Source organism: Pseudomonas sp. LBUM1662, assembly GCF_059695915.1.
This window is the reverse complement of record NZ_CP166793.1, coordinates 818,496-840,548: the sequence shown is the minus strand read 5'-3', so window position 1 is coordinate 840,548 and position 22,053 is coordinate 818,496. Positions and strand designations below refer to the sequence as shown.

The following is a 22,053-nucleotide window of genomic DNA, read 5'->3' as shown; positions in this document are numbered from 1 at the left end:
GGCCAGTTGTCGGGCTGCCGAAGACGCCTTCGCGAGCAAGCCCGCTCCCACAGTGGATCTCCGTTGCACACAAAATCTGTGTCCTATGAAGATCAAAATGTGGGAGCGGGCTTGCTCGCGAAGGCAGCGACGCGGTCTAAAGCGAACTCACACCATCTCATCCCGAATCCATTCAACCACCGACGTCCGCTTCGGCGCCCAACCCAGCAGTTCACGCGCATGCTTTCCGCGCACCCGGCTGTTGGAGCCCAAACCATAGTTGGCCATTTCATAACCCCACTCGGCTTCGGCATCTTTCAACGGCCAGTCTTGCGCCTTGCCGAGCTTCAGGGCTTCAGCCATGGCAGTGGTCATGTCGATGAACGACGCTTCACCGCTTTCGACGAAGTAGAACGTGCCTGGAACATTCTTGGTCAGCGCCAGCAGGTACAGGGCCACCACGTCTTCGATGTGGACGTTGGACCAGATGTTCTGACCCGTGCCGACATGGCGCACCACGCCGCTTTTACGCGCCTGTTTCAACAAGCGCGGCAACTGCACGCTGTCGCGGTTGACGCCCAGGCTGTGGCCGTAAATCAGGGTGTTGCAGATCACGGCCGAGTTCACGCCGTCTTTCGCCGCCGCGAGAATCAGGTTGTCGATGGCCACGCGGGCAGCCTTGTCGACGGTCGGTTCCGGCAGGTGGTCTTCGAAGTAGATGACGTCGCTGGATTTGCCGCCCGAGGCATCGCCGACGATGCTCGAACCGCTGGTGTGCAGGAACACTTTGTGGGAGCCGCGCAAGGCATCGAGCAAGGCTTCCACCGCGCCGCGATGGTCGCTGCTGGCGGCGTTGATCACGGCATCGGCGGCGCGGGCCTGTTCGGCCAATAGTGCGCTGTCGTCAAGAGTGCCGATCACCGGGGTGATGCCGATTGCGCTCAGTTCAGTGGCTTGGTCGGCGTTGCGAACCAGGCCGGTGACCTTATGGCCCGCCCGGACAAGACCGGTGGCGATGGAGCCGCCGATGAAACCAGCGGCGCCGGTAACGAATACGTTCATGGAGAAACTCCCTGCGTGAATAAGTGATGCATTGAGTATCGAGGACCGCTCCGTGGCGAAACAGACCCGCTGACCCAAATCACTCTTGCGCAGGAGTCACGAATCAGCCTTTGAAGTCCGCATTCGCATAGGCCGCTAATTTGCCCTGGATGAAGTCCAGGAAGCACTGGATACGCAGGGCAAGTTGCGAGTTACGGTAGTACACCGCGTTGATCGGCTGGCGATAGCCGCTGTTGAAATCCGCGAGCAGCACCTGCAATCGACCCGCGCGGATATCGTCGATCGTCATGAAGTGCGACAGACAGGCAATGCCCTGGCCTTCCAGCGCCAGGTGCCGGATCGTCTCGCCGCTGGAGGCGCTGATCGACGCCTGAATCGGCCAGCGATCGCCGTGAACGTAGCGCAGCGGCCACTGGTTGAGGCCTTCGTTCTGGGTAAAGCCCAGCAACGCGTGCCCGGTCAGGTCGGCAACCGCCGTCGGCGTGCCGTGTTGCTCAAGGTAGGCCGGGCTGGCGACGATGTGCAGCGGGCTGCAACCCAGCGAGCGCGCGTGCAACGTCGAGTCTGCCAGTGTGCCGATGCGGATGGCGATGTCGGTGCTTTGTTCGAGCAAGTCGATGATCAGGTCGTTGCTGTTAAGTTCGAGCTGAATGTCGGGGTAGAGGCGGCGGAACTCGTCGATGTACGGCACGATGGCGTGCAGCATGAATGGCGAGGCGGCGTTGATCCGCAGACGCCCGGACGGGGTTTGTTGGCGTGAGGTCAGGCGCTCTTCAAGTTCGTCCATCTGATCGAGAATCAGCTTGGCATGCTCGAAGAAATACTTGCCCTCTTCCGTCAGGTCCATGCGCCGGGTGGTGCGATTGATTAGCGTGGTATCGAGCTTCGCCTCCAGCCTCGACAACGTGCGGCTGACTGCCGAAGGCGTTTGCCCGACCTGCTCGGCCGCCGCGGAAATCGACCCGCATTCAATCACGCAGACGAATATCTGCAATTCATCGGATCTGGCTTTCACGTGTGTCCCTTATCGATAATTCAGCGCCGGCCTCTGTAGGAGCCAGGCTTGCCGGCGAAGGCGTCCGTTAAAACGCCTTCGCCGGCAAGCCTGGCTCCTACAGGTTCTGGCTTCAGGTATCGATAGTAGCCGAGCCTCAAGCCTTGAGGCCGAACACTTCGGTCAAATGCTGCTCATAGCGCGCCACATCACCCTCGATATTCGGACGTTTCATCACATCGACCGCCAGGAAGGTCGGCAAACCGGTCATGCCGAGGAATTCGTTGGCCTTGTGGAACGGGAAGTACACCGCGTCCACACCCTTGCCTTCGAAGAAGTCGGTCGGGTCGTCAAAAGCTTGCTGCGGCGCGTTCCAGGTCAGCGACAACATGTATTGCTTGCCGTGCACCAATCCACCGCTGCCGTACTTTTGCGAGGCGTCGGAACGGGTGCGTCCGTCGCTGGCGTAGAGGCTGCCGTGGCCTTCGGTGAAGACTTCGTCGATGTACTTTTTCACGGTCCACGGCGCGCCCATCCACCAGCCGGGCATCTGATAAATGATCACGTCGGCCCAGAGAAATTTGGCGACTTCTTCGGCGACGTCGTACCCCTCGTCGATGAAGGTGGCTTTGACGTCAACACCGCCGCGATCCAGCACGCTCAGCGCAGCTTCATGCAGGGTGGTGTTGTAGCGGCCATCGGAATGGGCGAACTTTTTGCCGCCATTGAGCAACAGGACTTTTTTCATAAGAAATCTCGGAAGGTCTGGAATTCGATGGCGGCAGAGTAACGAGCTGCCTCGCGTGGAATAAGCGTTGAATTCGCAAAATTCATTTGACCAATACGCACGAATCGACAGGCGATTGTTGCCATAGACTTGCGCCGATTCTGAACTTGAGGAGATTTCTAATGAGTGAAATTCAAGGCTTCATCCTGCACGCCAAGACCCGCCCGGAAAAATCCGACGCGTTCGAAGCGTTTTTCATCGGCCATGTAGAAGCGAGTCGCGCCGAGCCCGGCTGCATCGAATACCACATGCTGCGCGACAAACAGGACCCGACGCTGTTTATCTTCTACGAGATCTGGCAGTCCCAGGATCACCTCGACGTGCACTCGAACCTGCCCCACATGCAGCAATTCCGCGACATGCGCATGGAATATCTGGAGCGGGATTTCGATATCCGCGCCATCGAGATGCTCAGCCCGTCTTCCGCTACCCGCTGATCAACAAGTGAGCGCCGAGCAAGCCCAGGCCGATGAAGAACACGCGCTTGAACAGCACAGCGCTGATCCGCTGGCGAAGCCATTGGCCCAGCAGCATGCCGAGTACAGCGGGGATCAACGCCAGCAGCGATGCGCTCAACTCACCCCCGCCAAGGGCGCCGCGCCATAACAGGCCGGCGGCCAGGGCGAGGGTCGAGACGGTGAACGACAGGCCCAGCGCCTGCACCAGTTCATCCTTGCTCAAACCCAGTGCTTGCAGATATGGCACCGCCGGAATCACGAAGACGCCGGTGGCGGAGGTGATAACGCCAGTCAGTACGCCGCACAGCGGACCGAGCCAGCGTTCGGTTTGATCGCCGACGCGCAAGGTCGGCAAGAATAAACCGCTCAAGGCGTAGACCAATAACGCCCCGCCCAGCCCCCGCACCACCCAATGCCCTCCTGCCATGCCGATCCACACCGTGCCCGCCCCGGTGCCGATGAAGATCGCCAGGAGCATCGGCCACAACCGTTTGATCAAGCCGAGCAAATGCCCGCCGAATGCCAGCTGCCAGACATTGGTGAGGGTTGCGGGAATGATCAACAGCGCCGCAGCCTGCGATGGCGCCATAGCCAGACCGAGCAGGCCCATGGCGATGGTGGGCAAGCCGAGGCCGATGACGCCTTTGATCATGCCAGCCAGCAGGAAGGTGCCGATCACCAGCAACGAAAGGGCCAGACCGAGGTTTTGATAGAACGTGGCGAGCGTATTCATGGCGCTATGGTGAGCCTGGATTGGCGGCTTGAAAATCTGCCATATACTGAGGCTGCCTCTTGTTTTGGCAGAGGCTGAAGAATGTATCGATGCCACTGACGCCTTCGCGGGCAAGCCTCGCTCCTACAGGGGTTGATGATGTCCGGAACAGCCCCACAAACCTGTAGGAGCGAGGCTTGCCCGCGAAAGCGTCCGCCCAGACAACACACATCCAGAGGCAGTACCCATGCACTTCGACCTGACCGACCTGCGCCTCTACCTGAACATCCTCGACACCGGCAACATCACCGCCGGCGCCGCCCGCAGCCATTTATCCCTGGCAGCCGCGAGCGCCCGAATCCGCGCCATGGAAGCGTCGATGGGGATCGACTTTCTGGACCGAGGCCGTCGCGGCGTCACACCGACACCGGCCGGCAAAGCCCTGGCAAAACACGCACGAGCCCTGCTGCAACAAGCCGAACGCCTGCAGCAAGACCTGGCCGAATACGCCAAGGGCGTCAAAGGTCAGGTGCGGTTGCTGTGCAACACCACCGCGATCACCGAATACCTGCCGGAGTTGCTTGCCGACTTTTTGCGCGAGCATCCAAACCTCGACATCGACCTGCAAGAGTTGCCCAGCGCCCGCATCACCCATGCGTTGCGTCAGGGGGCGGCAGACCTCGGAATCGTGTCCGACGCTGTGGACACCGATGACCTGCACACCCGGGCGTTTCGCGATGACCCGCTGGTGCTGATCCTGCCCCGTAATCACCCGCTGGCCGACACCGGTTTACTGAGTTTCAGCGATACCCTGCATCACGATTACGTAGGACTGAACGCCAACAGCGCCTTGGCCGTGTACCTCGAAGAACAGGCCCTGCACATCGGTTCGCGCCTGAAAATCCGCATCCGCGCCGATGGTTTCGAGGGTGTGATGCGCATGGTCGCTCGCGGCGCCGGACTGGCGATTGTGCCCTTGGCCGCCGTCGACCGCTGGCCAGGTGAGCTGCCTTTCAAGCGCCTCGCACTGCAAGAACCCTGGGCCCGACGCAAACTCTTGATCTGCGCCCGGGACTTCGCGGCGTTACCCGGTTATGCCAAGGCTCTGCTGGACGCCTTGACTCTCCCCTGAGGGGCAGACTTTATCCTTGAGGTTTCATCTTCAAGGACTGAAACGATGGGCAAACGAATTCTGGTCATTCTCGGTCATCCTTCAAGCAACAGTTTCTGCGCCGCACTCGCGGAGCGTTACGCACAATCGGCGTTGCGCGCCGGGCATGAGGTACGCCAGCTATTTCTCGGCCAGATGAATTTTGATCCAGTGCTGCGCGAAGGTTATCAGCAGGTCCAGCCGCTGGAAGCCGACTTGCGTCAGGCGCAGGCGGATATCCTGTGGGCCGAGCACCTGACACTGGTGTATCCGATCTGGTGGGGTGGAATTCCGGCGTTGCTCAAGGGTTTTTTTGATCGGGTGTTCCTGCCGGGTTTCGCCTTCAAGTACCGTGAAGGCAAAGCCTTTCCCGACAAACTGTTGCGCGGTCGTCGGGCACATTTACTGGTGACCATGGACACGCCACCCTGGTATTACCGCTGGATCTATCGCATGCCCGGACTGCATCAGGTGCGCAAAACCACCCTGGCTTTTTGCGGAATAGAACCTCATCGAACGCTCACGTTTGGCCCGATTCTCGGTGCCAGCGCCGGCCAGCGTGAAGCCTGGTTGCTGCAAGCCCAGGCTATCGCCAGCCGTTGAGTCTGCCGATAATGTGCCGGGGTTCACCACGGCAAAAAAAGGACTTTTCATGTACATCGGCCAAGCCGCGCAGCGCTCCGGCACCACGATCAAGAGCATCCGCCATTACGAGTCGATCGGCCTGTTGCCTGCCGCTCAGCGCCAAGGTAACTACCGAGTCTATGACCAGCAAAGCGTCGAGCTGCTGATCTTCATCAAGTGCGCTCAGCAACTGGGTTTCAGACTCAAGGAATTGCAGTCGATCTTCACCGGACATCAAGGGCCGCAAATGCCGTGGGAACTGGCCCGTCAGGTCATCGCGGCCAAGAAACAGGAAATCGGCGAGCGGATCGCGGCTTTATCCCTGCAGCACTCGCAATTGGTCGATTTCGAAGCCAGCCTCGAACAAGCCAAGGTCGATTGCCCGCTAAACAGTCTTTGAGGGCAATGCGCGTTTCTGGACAGCTCAATGTCGAGCACAGACAACTGGCCGACTGCGGGGCGCTATAGGGTGCGGCTTCAGTTCTCTAATCCACTGCCCCGGAGTCCACATGACCGCACCCATTACCGTTCTTCGCGACACCCACCCGCTGCCGGTGCTTGATGCCTGCAAATGGGAAAAACTCGAAGGCGACCCGCACACCGTCAACCTCAACGCCTACACCAGCGAAGACGGCAGCAAGATCATGGGCACCTGGATCTGCACGCCGGGCAAGTGGTACGTGGAATACGTGAAGTGGGAATACTGCGATTTCCGCGAGGGGTACTGCATCATCACCCCGGAAGGCAAAGAGCCGATCCACCTGCGTGCCGGTGATATTTTTGTCATTGAGCCGGGGATGAAAGGCACGTGGGAAGTGGTTGAAACCGTGCGCAAGTATTTCGTGTTTGCCTGATGCAAAAAACCGGGAGACCACCCGACGTGGTCTCCCGGTAAATGTCGATGCACATGCAGTACCTGTACGAGCCGGCTTGCTGGCGATGGCGGTGGATCAGTCACCATCAATGTTGATGGTGCCGGCCCATCGCCAGCAAGCCAGGTCTTACTGCGGTTTGCGATAGCTGTTGATGATCGCCGAGAAGTCTTTACCCCCTTCCCCACGCTGGCTCATTGCCTGATACAACTGCTGGGCCACCGCGCCAAGCACCACCGGTTGGTGCGCCTGACGTGCTGCCTCAGTGGCCAACCCCAGATCCTTGAGCATCAGTTCGGCACCGAAACCGCCGGTATAACCGCGCGAGGCCGGTGCCGTTTCGACGATACCCGGCCACGGGTTATACATCTCCGAACTCCAGCAACGCCCGGTAGAACTGTTGATGATCCCGGCCAGCACGGTGGTGTCGATCCCGAGGGCATCACCCAACGCCATGGCTTCACTGACGCCGACCATGGAAATCGCCAGCAGCAGGTTGTTGCAGATCTTGGCGATCTGCCCGGTGCCGACTTCGCCGCAATGGACGATGTTGCGGCCCATCTGCGCCAGCACAGGTTGCAGAGTGGCGAACAGTTCAGGGGTGGCGCCGACCATGAAGGTCAACGTCCCGGCCGCCGCGCCGCCAGTCCCGCCAGACACCGGAGCATCCGCCATGGTCACGCCTTGCTTGGCTGCTGCGGCAGCAACATCACGCGCAGACTGCGGATCGATGGTGCTGCAATCCACGGCCGGCACGCCTTTGCCGATACCGGCGAGCACGCCATCTTCACCCAGCCAGACGCTGCGTACATGCACAGCGGCGGGCAGCATGGTGATGACCAATTCCGCACCTTGCGCCGCTTCACGGGCCGAAGCGCTGATGCTGCCGCCCAATTGTTCCAGTTCGGCCAGAACGGTTTTGTTCAGGTCGACCAGGCTCAGCGCGTGGCCGGCCTTGATCAGGTTGCGCGCCATCGGCGCGCCCATGTTGCCGAGACCGATAAAAGCGATTTTCATGCCTGGCTCCTTAACGCAAGTTGATGGTGGTGTTCACACCGTCGTTGACGCTGTCGTCATCGAACCAGCGACTGGTGACCGTCTTGGTCTGAGTGTAGAACTGCACCACTTGCTTGCCATACGGGCCGAGGTCGCCAAGTTTGGAGCCGCGCGAGCCGGTGAAGCTGAAGAACGGGACCGGCACCGGAATCGGGATGTTGATGCCGACCTGGCCGACGTCGATTTCAGTCTGGAATTTACGCGCCGCTGCACCGCTCTGAGTGAACAGGCCTGTGCCGTTGCCGAACGGGTTGGCGTTGACCAGCGCGATGGCCTCGTCAAGGGTGTCGACTTCCAGGACCACCAGCACCGGGCCGAAGATTTCCTGGGTGTAGATCTGCATCTCTGGGGTTACGCCGGAGAACAGGGTCGGGCCGACGAAGTTGCCCTTCTCGAAGCCTGGAACGGTGACGTCGCGACCATCGAGCTCCAGCTTGGCGCCTTCCTTGATGCCGCTTTCGATCAGATCGAGAATCCGTGCCTTGGCTTTTTTGGAAATCACCGGGCCCACATCCGTGCCCGCTTCGCTGCCGGCATTCACCTTGAGTTTCTGCGCCAGTGCTTTCAGGTCAGGCAGCCATTGTTTAGCCGCGCCCACCAGCACCACGACGGACGTGGCCATGCAGCGTTGACCCGCCGCGCCGAAACCGGCGCCGACCAGTGCGTTCAGTGCTTGTACGCGATTGGCATCCGGCAGCACCACGGCATGGTTCTTCGCGCCCATCATCGATTGCACGCGCTTGCCGTGTTTGCCGGCCAGGTCGTAGACGTGAGTGCCGACCGCGGTCGAACCGACGAAGGAAACAGCTTTGATGTCTTTGTGGGTGCAGAGCGCATCCACGACATCTTTACCGCCATGAACCACGTTGAGCACGCCCGCCGGAACGCCGGCCTCGATCGCCAGTTCCACCAGCAGCATGGTCGACATCGGGTCCTGTTCGGACGGCTTGAGCACGAAGGTGTTGCCGCAGGCGATGGCCATCGGGAACATCCACAGTGGAATCATCGCCGGGAAGTTGAACGGGGTGATGCCGGCGCAAACGCCGATTGGCTGACGCAGGGTGTAAGTATCGACGCCGCCCGCGACGTTCTCGGCAAACTCGCCCATTTGCAGGCTGCCGATGGAGCAGGCGTGTTCGACCACTTCCAGACCACGGAAAATATCGCCTTCAGCGTCGGCGATGGTTTTGCCTTGCTCGTTGCTGAGCACCACGGCGATGCGCTTGGAGTGTTCGCGAATCAACGCCTGGAGCTTGAGCATGATGCGCATCCGCGCGCCGATCGGCGTCAGCTTCCAGGTCTGGAAGGCGCGATGGGCCGCGCTGATCGCGGCGTCCACTTCCTGCGCGGTGGCAAACGGAACCTTGGCCAGCACTTGCTGGGTGGCCGGGTTGACGATGTCGTGCCACTCGGTCGTCTGCGACTCGACCCACTCGCCGTCGATCAACAGCTTGACCGTTTGGACAGTGGTTTCGTTTGGCGTGAGCGATGCGTTCATGTTGGGTCTCCGGGACGTTGTTGTTATCTAGAGAACTATCTTGGGAGCCAAGGCGAGAAGGCCGCCTTGAGATGAGACGTGTGTCGCGAATTGGTTGTCGGACTGTTTTTGGAGTATAGATGTGCAAACTTCTAATAAGAACGCACATAAAAGCCGGTCCATCATGCAAAAAAACATCACGTCCTTAGGCTCGTTGAACTGGGATGACCTCAAGTTTTTCCTCGAAGTCGCCCGCACCCGCAAGGCCAGCACTGCGGCCAAGCGACTGGCGGTGGACTACACCACCGTGTCGCGGCGCATCAGTTCGCTGGAAGCGGCATTGGGTACGCTGCTGTTCGAGAAATCCCGGACCAGCGGTTTTGTCCTGACCGCCGAAGGCCAGCGTTTACTCGGTTACGCGGAGTCGATTGAAAGCACCCTGCACATGGCCTGCGAACAGGTTTCAGGTTCCGGCGTGGCCTTGTCCGGGCATGTGCGCATGGGTTGCACCGAAGGCTTCGGCAGTTTTTTCATCACCCCGCAGCTGAGCCATTTCGTCGACGCCTACCCGGCGATCTCGGTGGACATCCTGCCGCTGCCGCACTTCATCAGCCTGTCCAAGCGCGAGGCGGACATTGTCATCGCTCTGGAACGCCCGGAGCATGGCCCGTACGTTTGCTGCAAACTCTGCGACTACAAATTGCAGCTGTACGCGACTCAGGATTATCTGAACAAACACCCACCGATCCGCCGCCCGGCAGACTTGGGCAAGCATTCATTCATCAGTTATGTGGATGACCTGGCGTTCAGTTCGGAGCTGTTGTACCTGGCGAACGTGTTGCCCGGCGCCAGCGCCAACTTGCGCAGCACCAGTGTGATCGCGCAATTCGTGGCGGCGCAGCAAGGACGCTCGCTGGCGATTCTGCCGTGCTTCCTCGCGGCTCAGGATCCGCGTTTGCTGCCGGTGTTGCCGGAAGAGATCAACATCACCCGGCAATTCTGGATGTACTGCCGCGAAGACCTGCGCAAGCTCAAGCGGATCACCCTGTTGTGGGATTACATCCGCACCGTCACGGAGCAGAATCAGAGCCTGTTGATGGGCGAGAGCCGGGAAATGCTGTTCGCCGACTAGTCGGCACTCACCACGATCGATACCCGGCGATTTTCGGTGCGGCCAGCGGCGGTGTCGTTAGACGTCACCGGCTGACTGCTGCCGAGACCACGCATCTGGATGTTTTCTTCTTTCATGCCGACGGTGGTCAGCACCTTGCCAACGCTTTTCGCGCGACGCAGGGAGAGTTGTTCGTTGTAGGACTCTTTGCCCGAAGCATCGGTGTGACCGTCGACCCGCACTCGCTCGATGCCTACACCGAGCAATGCCTTGCCGATCTTTTGGACGATCTCGGTACTGGCGGCGTTCAGGCTGTCGTCGTCACTGCCAAACAGCACTTTGCCGGATAAACCAAACGCCCAGCCCTCATCGGTCAACTCGAAACCTTGCTGTTTGAGGACCGCGATTTGCGCCGGGGTCAGGCCCTTTTGCGGTGCGGTCTGGCACCCGGTCAATGCCAGCACGGCCATGAACAGGGTGATCGCGAAAAATCGCAGGGAACGCGGGGTGATCGAGAACACAACTATTAGCTCCTGGTTTGAACGTGGGCGACCGGGTGCTCCGACCCGGACGTGTGTTGTGCACCTCGGGAAAGGCGCTTGGCCTGGTACATGGCCGCGTCGGCGGCATTGAGCAACGCGCCCGGTGTGGCGCCATGATCCGGATACACGGCAATACCGATACTGAGCGAGGTCAAGACCTGGGTATGACCCGGTAACGGAATGGGCACTTCCATGCTGGCGAGGATCTTGTCGGCAATCCGCTCGGCGTCTTCGGTTTTGTGCAGCGGCGTCAGCAGCACCGCAAACTCGTCGCCGCCCAGACGCGCCACCAGATCCTCTTCGCGCAACTGCGCCCGAACCCTGTTCGCCACTGCGACCAACACGGCATCGCCAGCCGCATGACCGAAACCATCGTTGATTTCCTTGAACCGGTCGCTGTCGAGAAACAGCACGGCCACGCGCTCGTTGAGTTTGTGGGCATTGCGCAGCGCGCGAATCAGACGGCCTTCGAAAAACGCCCGGTTCGGCAACCCGGTGAGGCTGTCGTGACTGGCCTGGTGCGCCAGGGTTTCGTTTTCGCTTTGAAGGTGGGTCTGCCAGGACTCGAGCTCATCGAGCAAGGCATTGAAGTCGTTGCCCAGGTTGTCGAGTTCGGCGATTTCAGCGGGCGGGACGCGGCGGTCGAAGGCTCGATCGCTACGGGCGGCGTGGGCAACGGTGGCGAGGCTGCGCAGTGGACCGGTTATGCCGCGAAGCTGTCGGCGCGCCAGATAGAGGGCAACCCAGGCGCTGATGGCCGTACACAGGACGATGCCCACCAAACCGCTGAGCAAGAAGCGCAGCAGGCTGCCGCCATGACCGGTGAGCTGGATGCTGCCGATCTCCCGGCCTTGATGAACGATTGGCATGTCGATGGGTTTTTCGAGGAAGGCCCTGGCAATCTGCATTTCGAGATCGGAGAACAGACCGGTTTCCGGTCGTTGCCAACGCGCAAGCAGCGTGCCTTTTTGGTCCAGTACCCGGGCGTCGGCGACTTCTTCAGTGGAGGCGATCAATGCCAGCGCTTCCTTGGCCGCGGCTTTGTCGTTGAACACCACCGCGGCTTCCACCGTGTAGTTGATCGAGCGCGCGATCAGGTGCAGGTTATGGTCGGCATACACCCGCAACGCCAACACACCCAGCAGTGTCAGCGAGATGCTGGCCATGGCCACACCCACCAGGGCGACGATCAAGTGTCCGCGGCCGATGACCGAGCGCAAGGTGGGGCGACTACCCGGTTTGAATAGCCTCATGGCGCCGCCGACTTGCGGCGGGACAGTTGCAGCACGCTGGGGTGAATACGCACACCGCTGCGGGCGACGGAGTCGAGGTTGACCTCGAAAGACACCTGATCATCCGTGACCCTGAGGCAAAACAGACTGCCGACGGTGCATTGATCATCGCTTTCGCTGATGCTCAGCACCGGACGTCCTGTCAGCGAAGCAAAGAGTTGGCTGCGCTCGTCGCCGGTCAACTTGCCGATGTACACCGCATCGCAGTCACTGACAATCGAAGGGTTGTCGGCTAACAGCCGGCGCACGGTGACGGGCCGGCCAGTGGCCTGGGTCGTGCCCTTGACCAGGTCGTCGGTGTATTCGGTGGGGCCGACCACGCACAGGCGCAGTTGCGCAGGCTCAACAGGCCAGCGCGCGTAACTGAGAATCCCGAGGACGACCTGAGTGACCGATTTGGCTCGTTGGTCGGCCATGCTCACCGGGGTTTCCGATTGAGCGAACACAACACCGGTCAGCAAGCAGAGAAAACCCGCGAGCAGCACTTGCTTGCGGCCAACGACACGCCCTGTCGTCCAGACAGCCACTTTCATGCAGGGATTCTCTTCGATGTTTCGAAATGATGCCGCAACGATAGCATAGCGTTGAAACCCCAGCGAGGCGGTGCACTACGGCACTTCGGACAGTTTTCGTCATCCAGCGCTCCCCTTTCAATGGCTCGCATCGATCCCCTCTTCCAACTCCAGCATCAACCCGCTCAAGCGCTTGACCTTGCGTCGTACGGCCTCCTCAAACACTCCGGCACGAGGTTCGATCAGGGTGAACCAGCTCTTGGCCCGGGTGATCCCCGTATAGATCAGTTCCTTGGTAAGTACGGGGTTCAATGCATCCGGCAGAATCAACGCCGTATGGGCAAACTCCGAGCCTTGGGATTTGTGTACGGTCATGGCGTAAACCGTTTCGACATCGTTGAGCCGACTCGGAAGAACGAATCGCACGCCCCCCTGGCCATCATTACGCGGAAACGCGACACGCAGGACGTGCTTACCTGTCTCGGGTCCATCACGTTCCGGCAGTTTGAGCGCAATGCCGATGTCGCCGTTCATCAACCCCAGGCCATAGTCGTTACGCGTCATCAATACGGGTCGACCTTCGTACCACTGCTGGTCGCTGTCGATCAGTCGAGCCTTGAGCAGCGCGGCGGTCACACGTTGATTCAAACCCTCCACGCCCCACGGCCCTTTGCGTACGGCGCATAACAACTGGAAGGCGTCGAAGGCTTGCAACACCTGACGCGCCCAATCGGTCCAGCATGGATCATCGAGTGGGCTGTCAATCGGTGGCCGTTGGCTGCGAAGCAGACTCAAGTAGTGGCGATACCCTCGCGGTCCGTCGCCATGACCTTCGAGCAGCAAGCGTTCCAGCGCCCTGTCTTGCTCACCTTTAAGGGGCAAGGAAAACACGTCGTCATGACTTCGAGCCGCCAGCAACGTGCGCGCTTCTTCCGGTTGTTGCTGGTTGACCCAACGCGCCAACTGGCCGATGCCGCTGCCCTCACCGAACCGGCGCGAGTGGCGCAGCATCACCACTTGCTGGGCCAAGGGGTGAGTTCCGTCAGCGTCTTCCTGCAAACCGCTGGCGTCCAGATGTTCACCACTGACCGTCTCCAGCCACTGGCGCGTCTGCGGGCTGTACCAACCGGCCTCGGCGTCGCGGCACAAATCACCCAGCACGGCGCCGGCCTCTACCGAGGCCAACTGGTCCTTGTCACCGAGTAGCACCAGTCGGGCATGGGCCGGCATCGCGTCAAGCAGGTTGGCCATCATTTCCAGGTCGATCATCGAGGCTTCGTCCACCACCAGTACATCCAGCGGCAAGCGATTGCCGGCATGGTGACGGAAGTGCCGGGTACCGGGCCGACTGCCCAGCAAGCGGTGCACGGTGGTCACGTCCGAGGGGATCTTGCTTCTTACGTTTTCTTCGACTTCCAGCGTCCGGACTTGCTGGCTGATGGATTCCGTCAGCCGTGCCGCCGCTTTGCCGGTGGGTGCGGCAAGACGGATGCGCAGTGGTTGGCCTGCCTCCACGGCGGGTGCCTGGAGCAATGCCAGCAAGCGCACGACCGTGGTGGTCTTGCCGGTGCCCGGGCCGCCGGTGACGATACTGAACGCACTACGGGTCGCCAGGGCACAGGCGAGTTTCTGCCAGTCGATCACTTCACCGGATTTGGCTGGACCGAACAAACCGGTCAGACGTTGAGGTAAATCATTCGGCGTTGTTTCGTGTTCAGCCAGGCGTTGGCGCAGGGCGTTGTCGATGCGTCTTTCGTAAACCCAGTAACGGCGCAAGTACAGGCGCTTGCCCGACAACACCAGGGGCCGGGATTGCGCCGCCTCACGACCATCGACGGCCAGCGCCACCAGACGACTTGACGCCAGGACCTTGCACCAATGAGCGCCGTCCAGTGCTTCAAGCAGTTGCGACGGCAACAACATCGCACCACTTTGCAGATCGCCTTCCGGTGGCAGCGACAGGGCGAAATCCGGTTCTTTCAGCGTCTCGAACAGGTCCAGGCAGACATGGCCGTGACCCAATTGGTGACTGGTCAATGCGGCAGCGAGCAGCACCAACGGATCATCGTCGGGGGCAAGCTCGTGGAGGAAGGCCACAAAAGCCTTGTCCAGCGCCCGCAACCAGCCGCGCTCAACCCAACGAGCCAGCAACAGCAACAAGTCATCGGCGCGACTCAGGGGTGCCAGATCCGCCAGGCTTTCGGCCGCCAATGGCGTAGGCAGCAAATCGGCGAAGGTGCGACTCATAGCAGTACTCCCTGTTCCCAGGCGGGTTCGGCCTTGGGTTCTGCTTTGCCCTGGAATAGACGATCCAGACGCTCGATAAGCTCTCTGGGCGGACGGGCGAAATACACGCCCTGGGTGGATGCACGCGTGCCGCGCAGGAACAGGTACAGCGCGCCACCGACATGCCGGTCGTAATCGTAGTCGGCAAGCCGCGCCTTGAGCTGGCGATGCAGGGCCAGCAGGTACAACACATATTGCAGGTCGTAACGGTTGTCGAGAATCGACTGTTCCATGGCCTGTTCGGTGTAAGCCGCGTCATCGGGCCCCAGCCAGTTGGATTTGTAATCGGCAACGTAATATCGGCCGTCGTGTTCGAACGTCAGGTCGATAAAACCCTTGAACATGCCGTTGAGCAATACCGGCTCAGCGGCCACCCGGGCAACGCCGTTGTGCGTATGTTGACGCACCAGCTCATCAAGCTTGAGCACATCGACTTTATGACTGGCGAACCAGAACTCCATCTCGACGCGGTATTGGGTCAGCTGCTCGAACACGACCGGAGCCTGTCCCCCGCCGAGGTGCAACGGAGACTTGAGCAAGTGTTGCAGCCAATCGCTCAGGGTGGTGATCCAGCCTTCCCAGCCACGGCGATTGCAGCGACGGGCAATGGCGTCCTCCACGATCTGTGGTGCAGCAGAAAACCCTTCATCACCCGCCCACTCCAGCAAACCATGGAGGAAGGTGCCGGGATTTGGGCCGCGGGGGAATCGATGGATATCGGCACCGCCGGCGACCACTTCTCGCGGGGCGTCCGGATCGAGGCGTTCATCATCAAAGAGCTTTTGCGCTTGCGGGTTCTCCGGCGCTTCGTCACTGCCCACGCTCAGACTGTCGCCGATGCGCAAGGCACTGTACGAGGCAATCCACCAGTTTTCACTGGCCTTGCGCTTGGGTATCAGCGGCGCGAGCAACCTCGCGTCATTGCTAGGTGGATGGTAATGCTCGGCCGTCGCTGACGGCATATCACCGTAAAGCAGTGCCGGGCATTCCTGTTGGAGGTCTTCGAGCCAGCGCTTCAAACCTTCGGACTCGGCCAGCGGGGCTCCACCGCCCAGCAAGTAACCCAATGCAGAAAGGTGCAGCACCGAGCTGTTGTTATTGCCGCGCTTGAGATCGGTCACGCCAAGCCAACAGGCATGTTGCGCTCGGGTCAGGGCGACATAGAGCAAACGCAGATCCTCGGCCAGACGCTCATCATCGGCCAGGGCGATCAACTCGGCAGTCGGCTTCAAGGTCACCTGCGCCTTGCCGTTTGCATCGTGATAATGCAGCGGCAATCGGCTGCCATCCACGGGTTTTGCCGAGCAGATAAACGGCAGAAACACCAAGGGATACTCAAGGCCCTTGGATTTGTGAATGGTCACGACCTTGACCAGTTGCTCGTCGCTTTCCAGACGCAGGATCTGTTCTTCGCCAGCCTGACCGGACAACGCCAGATGCTCGGACAGATGACGAATCAGCGCTTGCTCGCCATCAAGTTCGGCAGCGGCCTGTTGCAACAACTCCGACAGGTGCAACAGGTTAGTCAGTACCCGTTCGCCGTCGCTGCGCGCGATCAACGACCGAGGTAACTGGAAGTCATGCAGCAAGCGCCGCAACATGGGCAACACGCCCTGTTTGCGCCACAGCTCGCGATAACCGCGGAACTGCATGACCCGCGCTTCCCAAGCCAGTTCGTCCTGGTTCAGCCGCTCCAGTTCCGCCAGGGAAAGGTTCAGCGTGATGCAGGCCAATGCGGCTCGCAGCGGCCGCTCGACGTCCGGCTCGGCACAGGCTTTGAGCCAGGTCAGCAGATCGTGTGCTTCTTGAGCCGCGAACACCGAATCCTTGTCCGACAGATAAACGCTGCGCACACCGCGTGCAGACAATTCGCCGCGCACAGCCTGGGCCTCTTTGCCGTCGCGGACCAGGATCGCGATGTCGGCAGGCAGCAGGCCCCTGAAGTCCTTGTCCTTCTCTATGAAACCTGCCCGGCCTTGTTGGCCGCCATTGAGTAGTGCGGTGATTTCACTGGCGCAGGCGGAGGCGAGTTTTTGTCGGTACTCCGCGCCGGACATTGGCTGATCGGCGGACAGGTGCCAGATGTTCAGGGCCGGCACGAGCTGGCCGTCGATGTGTAGAACTTCTTTGCGCCCTTGGGATTCGACGGGCAGGAACGGCACCGGGTTATCGCCGTTCTTTTCACGAAACAGAAACGCGCCGCGCCCCAGCTCACGAGACTCCGCGCGCTCGAACACATGGTTCACCGCATTGACCATGCCATGGCTGGAGCGGAAGTTTGTACCGAGGGTATGCAGACGGCCGGCGGTGGCCTGGCGGGCGCGCAGGTAGGTGTAGATGTCGGCACCGCGAAAAGCGTAGATCGCTTGCTTGGGGTCGCCGATCAGAAACAGGCCGCATTCGGGGTTGTTGTCTTCGATGCGATAGATGCTTTCGAAAATCCGGTATTGCACCGGGTCGGTGTCCTGGAACTCATCGATGAGCGCCACCGGAAACTGCTCGCGAATCAGGGTCGCCAGGCGCTCACCACCATCGGATTGCAACGCCGCATCAAGGCGCAGCAGCATGTCGTCGAAACCCATCTCCGCGCGGCGTCGTTTTTCCTCCTCGAACCGTGCACCGACCCACTGCGCGGCATGTTGCAGAACGGCAGCGTCGGGGGTCGGCAAGCCGTCGAGACTGGTCTTGAGCCCGGGCATGGCGTCCAGCCCTGGATGACGGGGAGCGTCGCCCTTCCAGGCTTCGGCCATGCCGTCAGGCGTCAGGCGAGTGAAGCCTGTGCCGATATCCAGCTGCTCAAGAGACTCATCTTCGGCCCAGGCTTTGAGTTTTTCGAACCAGGGTTCGAAATAACGGGCCTGCATCTTTCGACCGTCGACGCTCTTGCTCGCAACGCCCTGGTGGCAGATGGAAAGCAACTCGTCTGCCCATTGGCGCCAAGGCATCTTGAGTTCGAGCAGGGCTATTCGTCGCTCCTGCAAGCACTCGGTGATCAGTTCTGCGGGCGCCTTGCCTTCAACGCTGTCACGCTCGCTGGCGAACAAACTGCGTACGCGCGGCAACAGCGCCGCCGGGCCACCCCAATTACCCCGCACCCAGTTCAGGGCATCGCCTTGCATCGGGTAGCAGAACAGCCGCCAGTAATCACGCAGGACTTCGCCCAGCAAATCGCTGTGATCGGTTTCCAGGGTCTGGGTAAACAGGCTGCCACTGTCGAACGCGTGCTCGCGCAACATGCGCTGGCACCAACTGTGGATGGTCGAGACGGCGGCTTCATCCATCCACTGCGCGGCAATGTCCAGACGGTTTGCGCAGCCGGACCACTGTTCGGGCAGGTACTCGTCACGCAGTTCAGCGATGAGGCTATCGGGGGCCTCGGTCTCATCGCGAAAGTACCGCGCCGCTTCAGCCAGACGGGTACGAATACGTTCGCGCAGCTCTTTGGTGGCGGCATCGGTGAACGTTACGACGAGGATTTGCGGCGGTAACAGTTCACGCCCAAAACCATTCGATTCGCCGCCGTGGCCGAGGACCAGACGCAGGTACAACGCAGAAATGGTGAAGGTCTTGCCGGTACCGGCGCTCGCTTCGATCAGTTGGCTGCCACTCAGGGGGAATGCCAGGGCCAACGGTGTTTTCGTGGTCATGAGCGCGCCTCCTCGCTGGTCAATGAACGCCAAGGGGCTTCGAGCATCGGTTTGTACAAGGCGTTACACCAATCGGGGAAGGTCTCGTCAGCGGTCAGAGTGTCGTAATCGGCGAACTGCCGGGCGAGTGCCGGGCTTTCGCGGCGCTCGCCGTCAGTGGTTTGACCGTCGCCTTCATAGGCCTTGCGAGCGGCCGCGTCGGCTTTGACCGGGTCAGTTTGAGACAGCCACGCGAAGGCGGTTTTGACGGCGATCGGAAGGGGTTGGCGCATGCCCGTTTGCCATGCTTGCAACAGGTTGCCCAGAGTCTGACGTGCAGAGCCCTCCGCCAAAGGAGCGAGTAGAAGAGTGTCATCACTGGCCACTAATGCGGTGGTCATCGATATGCCGCTGGCGCAAGCGACCAAGTGATTGACCCAAGGTCGCGTCAGACGATGCCACTTGCGGGTCTTGATCGAACCGATGCTGTTGGGAATGGTGGTGACTGACAGCAGGCCGCCATCAGCACGTTGGTGCAGGCCACTGAGCCAGCCTTCAAGGCGCAGACCTTCCAGCTCCAGATTGACTGGCAACGCACTGGCGAGCGGTGTCGGCCACAACGCCAGGAGCTGTTGGTAACGCTGCAACAGATCCGGCAGTGGTTCGATCAATTCTCGCTGCAGACATTCGCCGAAACCGGCCATGGGCAAAAGCCCACTGTTTTGCAGGCGTTTGGCCTGGGCCTCAAGCGCGTGATCGGCGTGATCGAGTTGCCCGAGCGCCGCTTCGAGCAGACTGTCACTGAGGCTATAGCGTTGGAGCGCATCGAGCACGAACGGTTCTTCATCCGCCAGGGGAGCGTCAGCCGCTTCGAAGAAGACCTTGAGTCGCTGACTGAAAAAATGTCGCACGGGATTGCGCAGGAAATCCTGCAATTGACCGAGGCTTAGCGGCTCTTCCTGAACGTAGGCATCAAGGGCCCTGAAGTCCGTTGCCTGCTCACCGGTTTGATGAAGCACCTGCCACTCGCTTGCGAAACTGAACAGGTCGTCACCTTCATGAAAATAGCGGGCGCTGAAGGGTTGCAGCGGGTGTTCCTGAGTCATGGCTTCAAGCAGCGTTTCACTGTCGGCCTGTAGTCGCCAGCCACTTGCGAGGTGATCGCGAAGTTGGCCAATCAATACCGAGGCTGGGCGCTCGCTATTGTCCCGAATGCTGCGACCGACCCAACTTATATAGAGTTGGTCACGTGCCGACAGCAGCGCTTCCAGCAAAAGATAACGGTCATCCTCGCGCCGGGAACGATCACCCGGGCGGTAGTCGCTGCCCATGAGATCGAAGTCCAGTGGTGGTTGCGCTCGCGGGTAATCCCCGTCATTCATCCCGAGCAGACAGACCAGTTTGAACGGGATCGCTCGCATCGGCATCAAGGTACAAAAGTTAACGGCTCCGGCCAGAAAACGCTGGGACAGACGGCCCTGGTCGAGGCCTGCCAGCCAGGCTTCACGGACGACGGTCAACGGCAGTTCATCATGCAGGCCCACTGATTCGCAGGTCTCGAGCCAGCTTTCCCGCAGCTCTTCGAGTTGGGCCAGCAAGTAGTCGTCATGCTCATTGCTGGCCTGGAAGAACAGTTGCACCAATGTTTGCAAACGAACGCCCCATTGCTTGGGCGGTGCCGGTTGCGTCAATTCCTGGTGGGCAATCTCCAGCGCATCCAGCAGCGCGACCAAAGGACCGATCAGCGCAGCATCCAGCCCGCCAATCTCGTCGTAAGGCTCAATGCCTTCGCAGGCAGTGGCGCTGCCGACGGCATAACCGAGCAGCATCCGACGCAGACCGAAGCGCCAACTGTTTTGCTCTAGTTCTTGCGGCAAGCCCAAGCCCGCGCGCTGTTCAGCATTCATTCCCCAACGAATACCGGCGCCTTCGATCCAGCGGTGCAGGGTCGGCAGGTCACGCTCCTCTACCCCGAAGCGAGCGCGCAGTGCCGGAACGTCCAGCAGATCGAGGATCTCGCTGACGGGGAAGCGGCTGTCGGGCAGTTTGAGTAGATGCTCGACAGCAATCAGCAGTGGATCGCGACCACGCTGGCCTTGGTCCGCGAGTGTGAAGGGAATGAAGCGCGGATCGAAGCGATCAAGCTGACCAAATACTGCACGGATATGCGGTGCGTAGCTGTCGATGTCCGGGACCATCACGATCACATCGCGAGGCTTCAAGTCTGGATCTGCACTGAAACGTGCGAGCAACTGATCGTGGAGGATCTCCACTTCGCGCTGGGCGCTATGGGCGATGTGGAAACGAATGGATTCGTCCTGATGCAGATCGATAGCCGGCCAGCGCTCACGAGTTTCGTTCAGGGGACGCAGTTCAAGGATGTCGTCCTGCAACTGGTTGAGCATATTCTGTGGCTGACTATCACTGAACAGGTCGATGCGCCCATCACGGAATGCCGAGCGGTAGCTGTTGGGATCGTCATAGCTGTCGAGCAGATTGATGTAGTCCCGCCCCTGCTTGCCCCAAGCCGCCAATAATGGATGAGCATGTTGGTGGAGGGTTTGCGGATCAAGCACAACTGGCATGCCGCTCTTGCGAGCCTGACGCTTGTATTGATGCCGTAACAGGTCTTTATCGGCGACGATGTCGGCCCAATGGTGGCGACAGGGGTTGTGCACGCAAAGCAGAACCTGGCTGAATCGGGCCAGTCCGGCGAGCGCTTCCAGCGCCTGTGCCGGGAGAGAGGAGATACCGAAAACGATCACTCGAGAAGGTAATCCAACGGGCGCCACGTCGAGGTTATTGATCCGTTCCATGAACCGTTGATGAACACCGGCGCGACTTTGCGCCATGCCTTGCTCACCCACATCCAGCAACAGAGCCCGCCACAACTCTGCCTGCCAACAGTTGGCTGCGGTGAGGGGCTTGGCTTCGCCTCTGCCGTTTCGCAATTGATGACGCCCTTCTGCCCAGTCTTCGAGCCAATCGGCCCGGTACACCTGGTATTGGTCGAACAGATCCGCCAGCCGTTCGGACAATTGGTAGCGCTTGCGCAGATCGGTGTCATTGGTCAGGAAGCGTTGCAGCGGTTCGAAATGCGCTTGATGGATCAACTGCGGAAGCAGGCGCATCAGGCGCCAGGTCAGAGGGGCTTTATCGAGCAGGGATTTGACTGGAATTTCATCACGCCCCAGAACCATGCGATAGAGCTGCCACATGAAGCTGCCCGGGAGTTGAACGTCGATGGCGGCAGCAATTCCGCAGCCGCCCATATCGTCTTCTTCAGGGTCTTCAGCCAGAGCCAGCTTCAGCCACTGGGCGATGCCGTTGCTCTGTACCAGGGCGATTTCATTTTCCAAGGGAGCCAGCGAGTAACGTCGCATCCAGCTGACTACCAGGCTGCGCAGCTCGTCCAGGCGGTTACCGTGAACCACCATAAAACCAGCACTGAGGGACGTCGCGTCCGGCATAAAGGCTTCCTTGGGAAAATACAAAAGCTAGGGCCGAACCTTA

Annotated in this window: 18 protein-coding genes; 6 read left to right on the top strand and 12 right to left on the bottom strand. The window is 60.3% G+C overall.

The genetic code is table 11. From position 1 onward, the window contains the following. Positions 1-147 precede the first annotated feature (147 nt). From ACA049_RS03605 to mdaB, 3 genes are all read right to left on the bottom strand, one after another. Positions 148-1,041, bottom strand: coding sequence for an NAD-dependent epimerase/dehydratase family protein (locus tag ACA049_RS03605; RefSeq protein WP_497333196.1), 894 nt, complete (start codon positions 1,039-1,041; stop codon positions 148-150). A 103-nt stretch (positions 1,042-1,144) separates the two neighbouring features. Continuing rightward, positions 1,145-2,056 (bottom strand): LysR substrate-binding domain-containing protein, encoded by a 912-nt coding sequence (locus ACA049_RS03600; RefSeq protein WP_497333194.1) that lies wholly within the window; start codon positions 2,054-2,056, stop codon positions 1,145-1,147. A gap of 136 nt (positions 2,057-2,192) precedes the next feature. Continuing rightward, a complete protein-coding gene (mdaB, locus tag ACA049_RS03595; protein WP_131060844.1) occupies positions 2,193-2,783 on the bottom strand; it encodes an NADPH:quinone oxidoreductase MdaB in 591 nt (196 codons plus the stop codon). A 161-nt stretch (positions 2,784-2,944) separates the two neighbouring features. On the opposite strand from mdaB, the gene ACA049_RS03590 reads away from it, so the two are divergent. Beyond that, positions 2,945-3,259 carry a putative quinol monooxygenase gene (locus ACA049_RS03590; protein WP_497333192.1) on the top strand — a complete coding sequence of 105 codons (315 nt, stop codon included), beginning with the start codon at positions 2,945-2,947 and terminating at the stop codon, positions 3,257-3,259. On the opposite strand, the gene ACA049_RS03585 is transcribed toward ACA049_RS03590, so the two are convergent. Continuing rightward, on the bottom strand, positions 3,249-4,013 hold the full coding sequence (locus ACA049_RS03585) for a sulfite exporter TauE/SafE family protein (RefSeq protein WP_497333190.1): 765 nt from the start codon (positions 4,011-4,013) through the stop codon (positions 3,249-3,251). The two genes, ACA049_RS03590 and ACA049_RS03585, sit on opposite strands and share 11 nt — an antisense overlap. Positions 4,014-4,239: 226 nt before the next feature. Here ACA049_RS03585 and ACA049_RS03580 point away from each other — a divergent pair, with 226 nt between their 5' ends. The 4 genes from ACA049_RS03580 to ACA049_RS03565 all read left to right on the top strand — a co-directional run bounded on the left by ACA049_RS03580 (position 4,240) and on the right by ACA049_RS03565 (position 6,620). Continuing rightward, positions 4,240-5,124, top strand: a complete 885-nt coding sequence (locus ACA049_RS03580; protein WP_497333188.1) for a LysR substrate-binding domain-containing protein — start codon at positions 4,240-4,242, stop codon at positions 5,122-5,124. A gap of 45 nt (positions 5,125-5,169) precedes the next feature. Then, positions 5,170-5,745, top strand: a complete 576-nt coding sequence (locus tag ACA049_RS03575; protein ID WP_497333186.1) for an NAD(P)H-dependent oxidoreductase — start codon at positions 5,170-5,172, stop codon at positions 5,743-5,745. A 49-nt stretch (positions 5,746-5,794) separates the two neighbouring features. Continuing rightward, positions 5,795-6,166 carry a MerR family transcriptional regulator gene (locus ACA049_RS03570; RefSeq protein WP_497333184.1) on the top strand — a complete coding sequence of 124 codons (372 nt, stop codon included), beginning with the start codon at positions 5,795-5,797 and terminating at the stop codon, positions 6,164-6,166. A gap of 109 nt (positions 6,167-6,275) precedes the next feature. After that, entirely contained in the window at positions 6,276-6,620 is a 345-nt protein-coding gene (locus ACA049_RS03565) for a cupin domain-containing protein (RefSeq protein ID WP_007946320.1), read from the top strand. A 147-nt stretch (positions 6,621-6,767) separates the two neighbouring features. Here the strand turns inward: ACA049_RS03565 and mmsB are convergent, their stop codons facing one another. Beyond that, on the bottom strand, positions 6,768-7,655 hold the full coding sequence (gene mmsB, locus ACA049_RS03560) for a 3-hydroxyisobutyrate dehydrogenase (protein WP_497333182.1): 888 nt from the start codon (positions 7,653-7,655) through the stop codon (positions 6,768-6,770). Between the two features lie 10 nt (positions 7,656-7,665). Further along, entirely contained in the window at positions 7,666-9,192 is a 1,527-nt protein-coding gene (locus ACA049_RS03555; protein WP_497333180.1) for a CoA-acylating methylmalonate-semialdehyde dehydrogenase, read from the bottom strand. A 163-nt stretch (positions 9,193-9,355) separates the two neighbouring features. Here ACA049_RS03555 and ACA049_RS03550 point away from each other — a divergent pair, with 163 nt between their 5' ends. Continuing rightward, positions 9,356-10,303: a LysR family transcriptional regulator gene (locus ACA049_RS03550; RefSeq protein WP_497333178.1), complete on the top strand. Its 948-nt coding sequence runs from the start codon at positions 9,356-9,358 to the stop codon at positions 10,301-10,303. Here ACA049_RS03550 and yfiB read toward each other — a convergent pair. The 6 genes from yfiB to recC form a co-directional block, all read right to left on the bottom strand. Further along, entirely contained in the window at positions 10,300-10,803 is a 504-nt protein-coding gene (gene yfiB / locus ACA049_RS03545) for an outer membrane lipoprotein YfiB (protein ID WP_497333176.1), read from the bottom strand. The two genes, ACA049_RS03550 and yfiB, sit on opposite strands and share 4 nt — an antisense overlap. 5 nt (positions 10,804-10,808) lie before the next feature. After that, positions 10,809-12,077, bottom strand: coding sequence for a diguanylate cyclase DgcN/YfiN (gene dgcN, locus ACA049_RS03540; protein WP_497333174.1), 1,269 nt, complete (start codon positions 12,075-12,077; stop codon positions 10,809-10,811). Continuing rightward, entirely contained in the window at positions 12,074-12,649 is a 576-nt protein-coding gene (gene yfiR / locus ACA049_RS03535) for a regulatory sequestration protein YfiR (RefSeq protein ID WP_497333172.1), read from the bottom strand. The genes dgcN and yfiR overlap by 4 nt, the downstream gene beginning before the upstream one ends. Before the next feature lie 117 nt (positions 12,650-12,766). Beyond that, positions 12,767-14,875 carry an exodeoxyribonuclease V subunit alpha gene (recD, locus tag ACA049_RS03530; RefSeq protein ID WP_497333170.1) on the bottom strand — a complete coding sequence of 703 codons (2,109 nt, stop codon included), beginning with the start codon at positions 14,873-14,875 and terminating at the stop codon, positions 12,767-12,769. Next, complete coding sequence (gene recB / locus ACA049_RS03525; protein WP_497333168.1) at positions 14,872-18,561, bottom strand: exodeoxyribonuclease V subunit beta; 3,690 nt, start codon at positions 18,559-18,561, stop codon at positions 14,872-14,874. Before recB ends, recD begins: the two co-directional genes overlap by 4 nt. Next, entirely contained in the window at positions 18,558-22,010 is a 3,453-nt protein-coding gene (gene recC, locus ACA049_RS03520) for an exodeoxyribonuclease V subunit gamma (RefSeq protein WP_497333166.1), read from the bottom strand. The genes recB and recC overlap by 4 nt, the downstream gene beginning before the upstream one ends. Between the last annotated feature and the right edge of the window lie 43 nt (positions 22,011-22,053).

What these genes read in the sequence shown, in the direction of transcription:
- ACA049_RS03605 (WP_497333196.1), bottom strand. Translation starts at nt 1,041, where the DNA reads ATGAACGTATTCGTTACCGGCGCCGCTGGTTTCATCGGCGGCTCCATC.
- mdaB (WP_131060844.1), bottom strand. Translation starts at nt 2,783, where the DNA reads ATGAAAAAAGTCCTGTTGCTCAATGGCGGCAAAAAGTTCGCCCATTCC.
- ACA049_RS03590 (WP_497333192.1), top strand. Translation starts at nt 2,945, where the DNA reads ATGAGTGAAATTCAAGGCTTCATCCTGCACGCCAAGACCCGCCCGGAA.
- ACA049_RS03585 (WP_497333190.1), bottom strand. Translation starts at nt 4,013, where the DNA reads ATGAATACGCTCGCCACGTTCTATCAAAACCTCGGTCTGGCCCTTTCG.
- ACA049_RS03580 (WP_497333188.1), top strand. Translation starts at nt 4,240, where the DNA reads ATGCACTTCGACCTGACCGACCTGCGCCTCTACCTGAACATCCTCGAC.
- ACA049_RS03575 (WP_497333186.1), top strand. Translation starts at nt 5,170, where the DNA reads ATGGGCAAACGAATTCTGGTCATTCTCGGTCATCCTTCAAGCAACAGT.
- ACA049_RS03570 (WP_497333184.1), top strand. Translation starts at nt 5,795, where the DNA reads ATGTACATCGGCCAAGCCGCGCAGCGCTCCGGCACCACGATCAAGAGC.
- ACA049_RS03565 (WP_007946320.1), top strand. Translation starts at nt 6,276, where the DNA reads ATGACCGCACCCATTACCGTTCTTCGCGACACCCACCCGCTGCCGGTG.
- mmsB (WP_497333182.1), bottom strand. Translation starts at nt 7,655, where the DNA reads ATGAAAATCGCTTTTATCGGTCTCGGCAACATGGGCGCGCCGATGGCG.
- ACA049_RS03555 (WP_497333180.1), bottom strand. Translation starts at nt 9,192, where the DNA reads ATGAACGCATCGCTCACGCCAAACGAAACCACTGTCCAAACGGTCAAG.
- ACA049_RS03550 (WP_497333178.1), top strand. Translation starts at nt 9,356, where the DNA reads ATGCAAAAAAACATCACGTCCTTAGGCTCGTTGAACTGGGATGACCTC.
- dgcN (WP_497333174.1), bottom strand. Translation starts at nt 12,077, where the DNA reads ATGAGGCTATTCAAACCGGGTAGTCGCCCCACCTTGCGCTCGGTCATC.
- yfiR (WP_497333172.1), bottom strand. Translation starts at nt 12,649, where the DNA reads ATGAAAGTGGCTGTCTGGACGACAGGGCGTGTCGTTGGCCGCAAGCAA.
- recD (WP_497333170.1), bottom strand. Translation starts at nt 14,875, where the DNA reads ATGAGTCGCACCTTCGCCGATTTGCTGCCTACGCCATTGGCGGCCGAA.
- recB (WP_497333168.1), bottom strand. Translation starts at nt 18,561, where the DNA reads ATGACCACGAAAACACCGTTGGCCCTGGCATTCCCCCTGAGTGGCAGC.
- recC (WP_497333166.1), bottom strand. Translation starts at nt 22,010, where the DNA reads ATGCCGGACGCGACGTCCCTCAGTGCTGGTTTTATGGTGGTTCACGGT.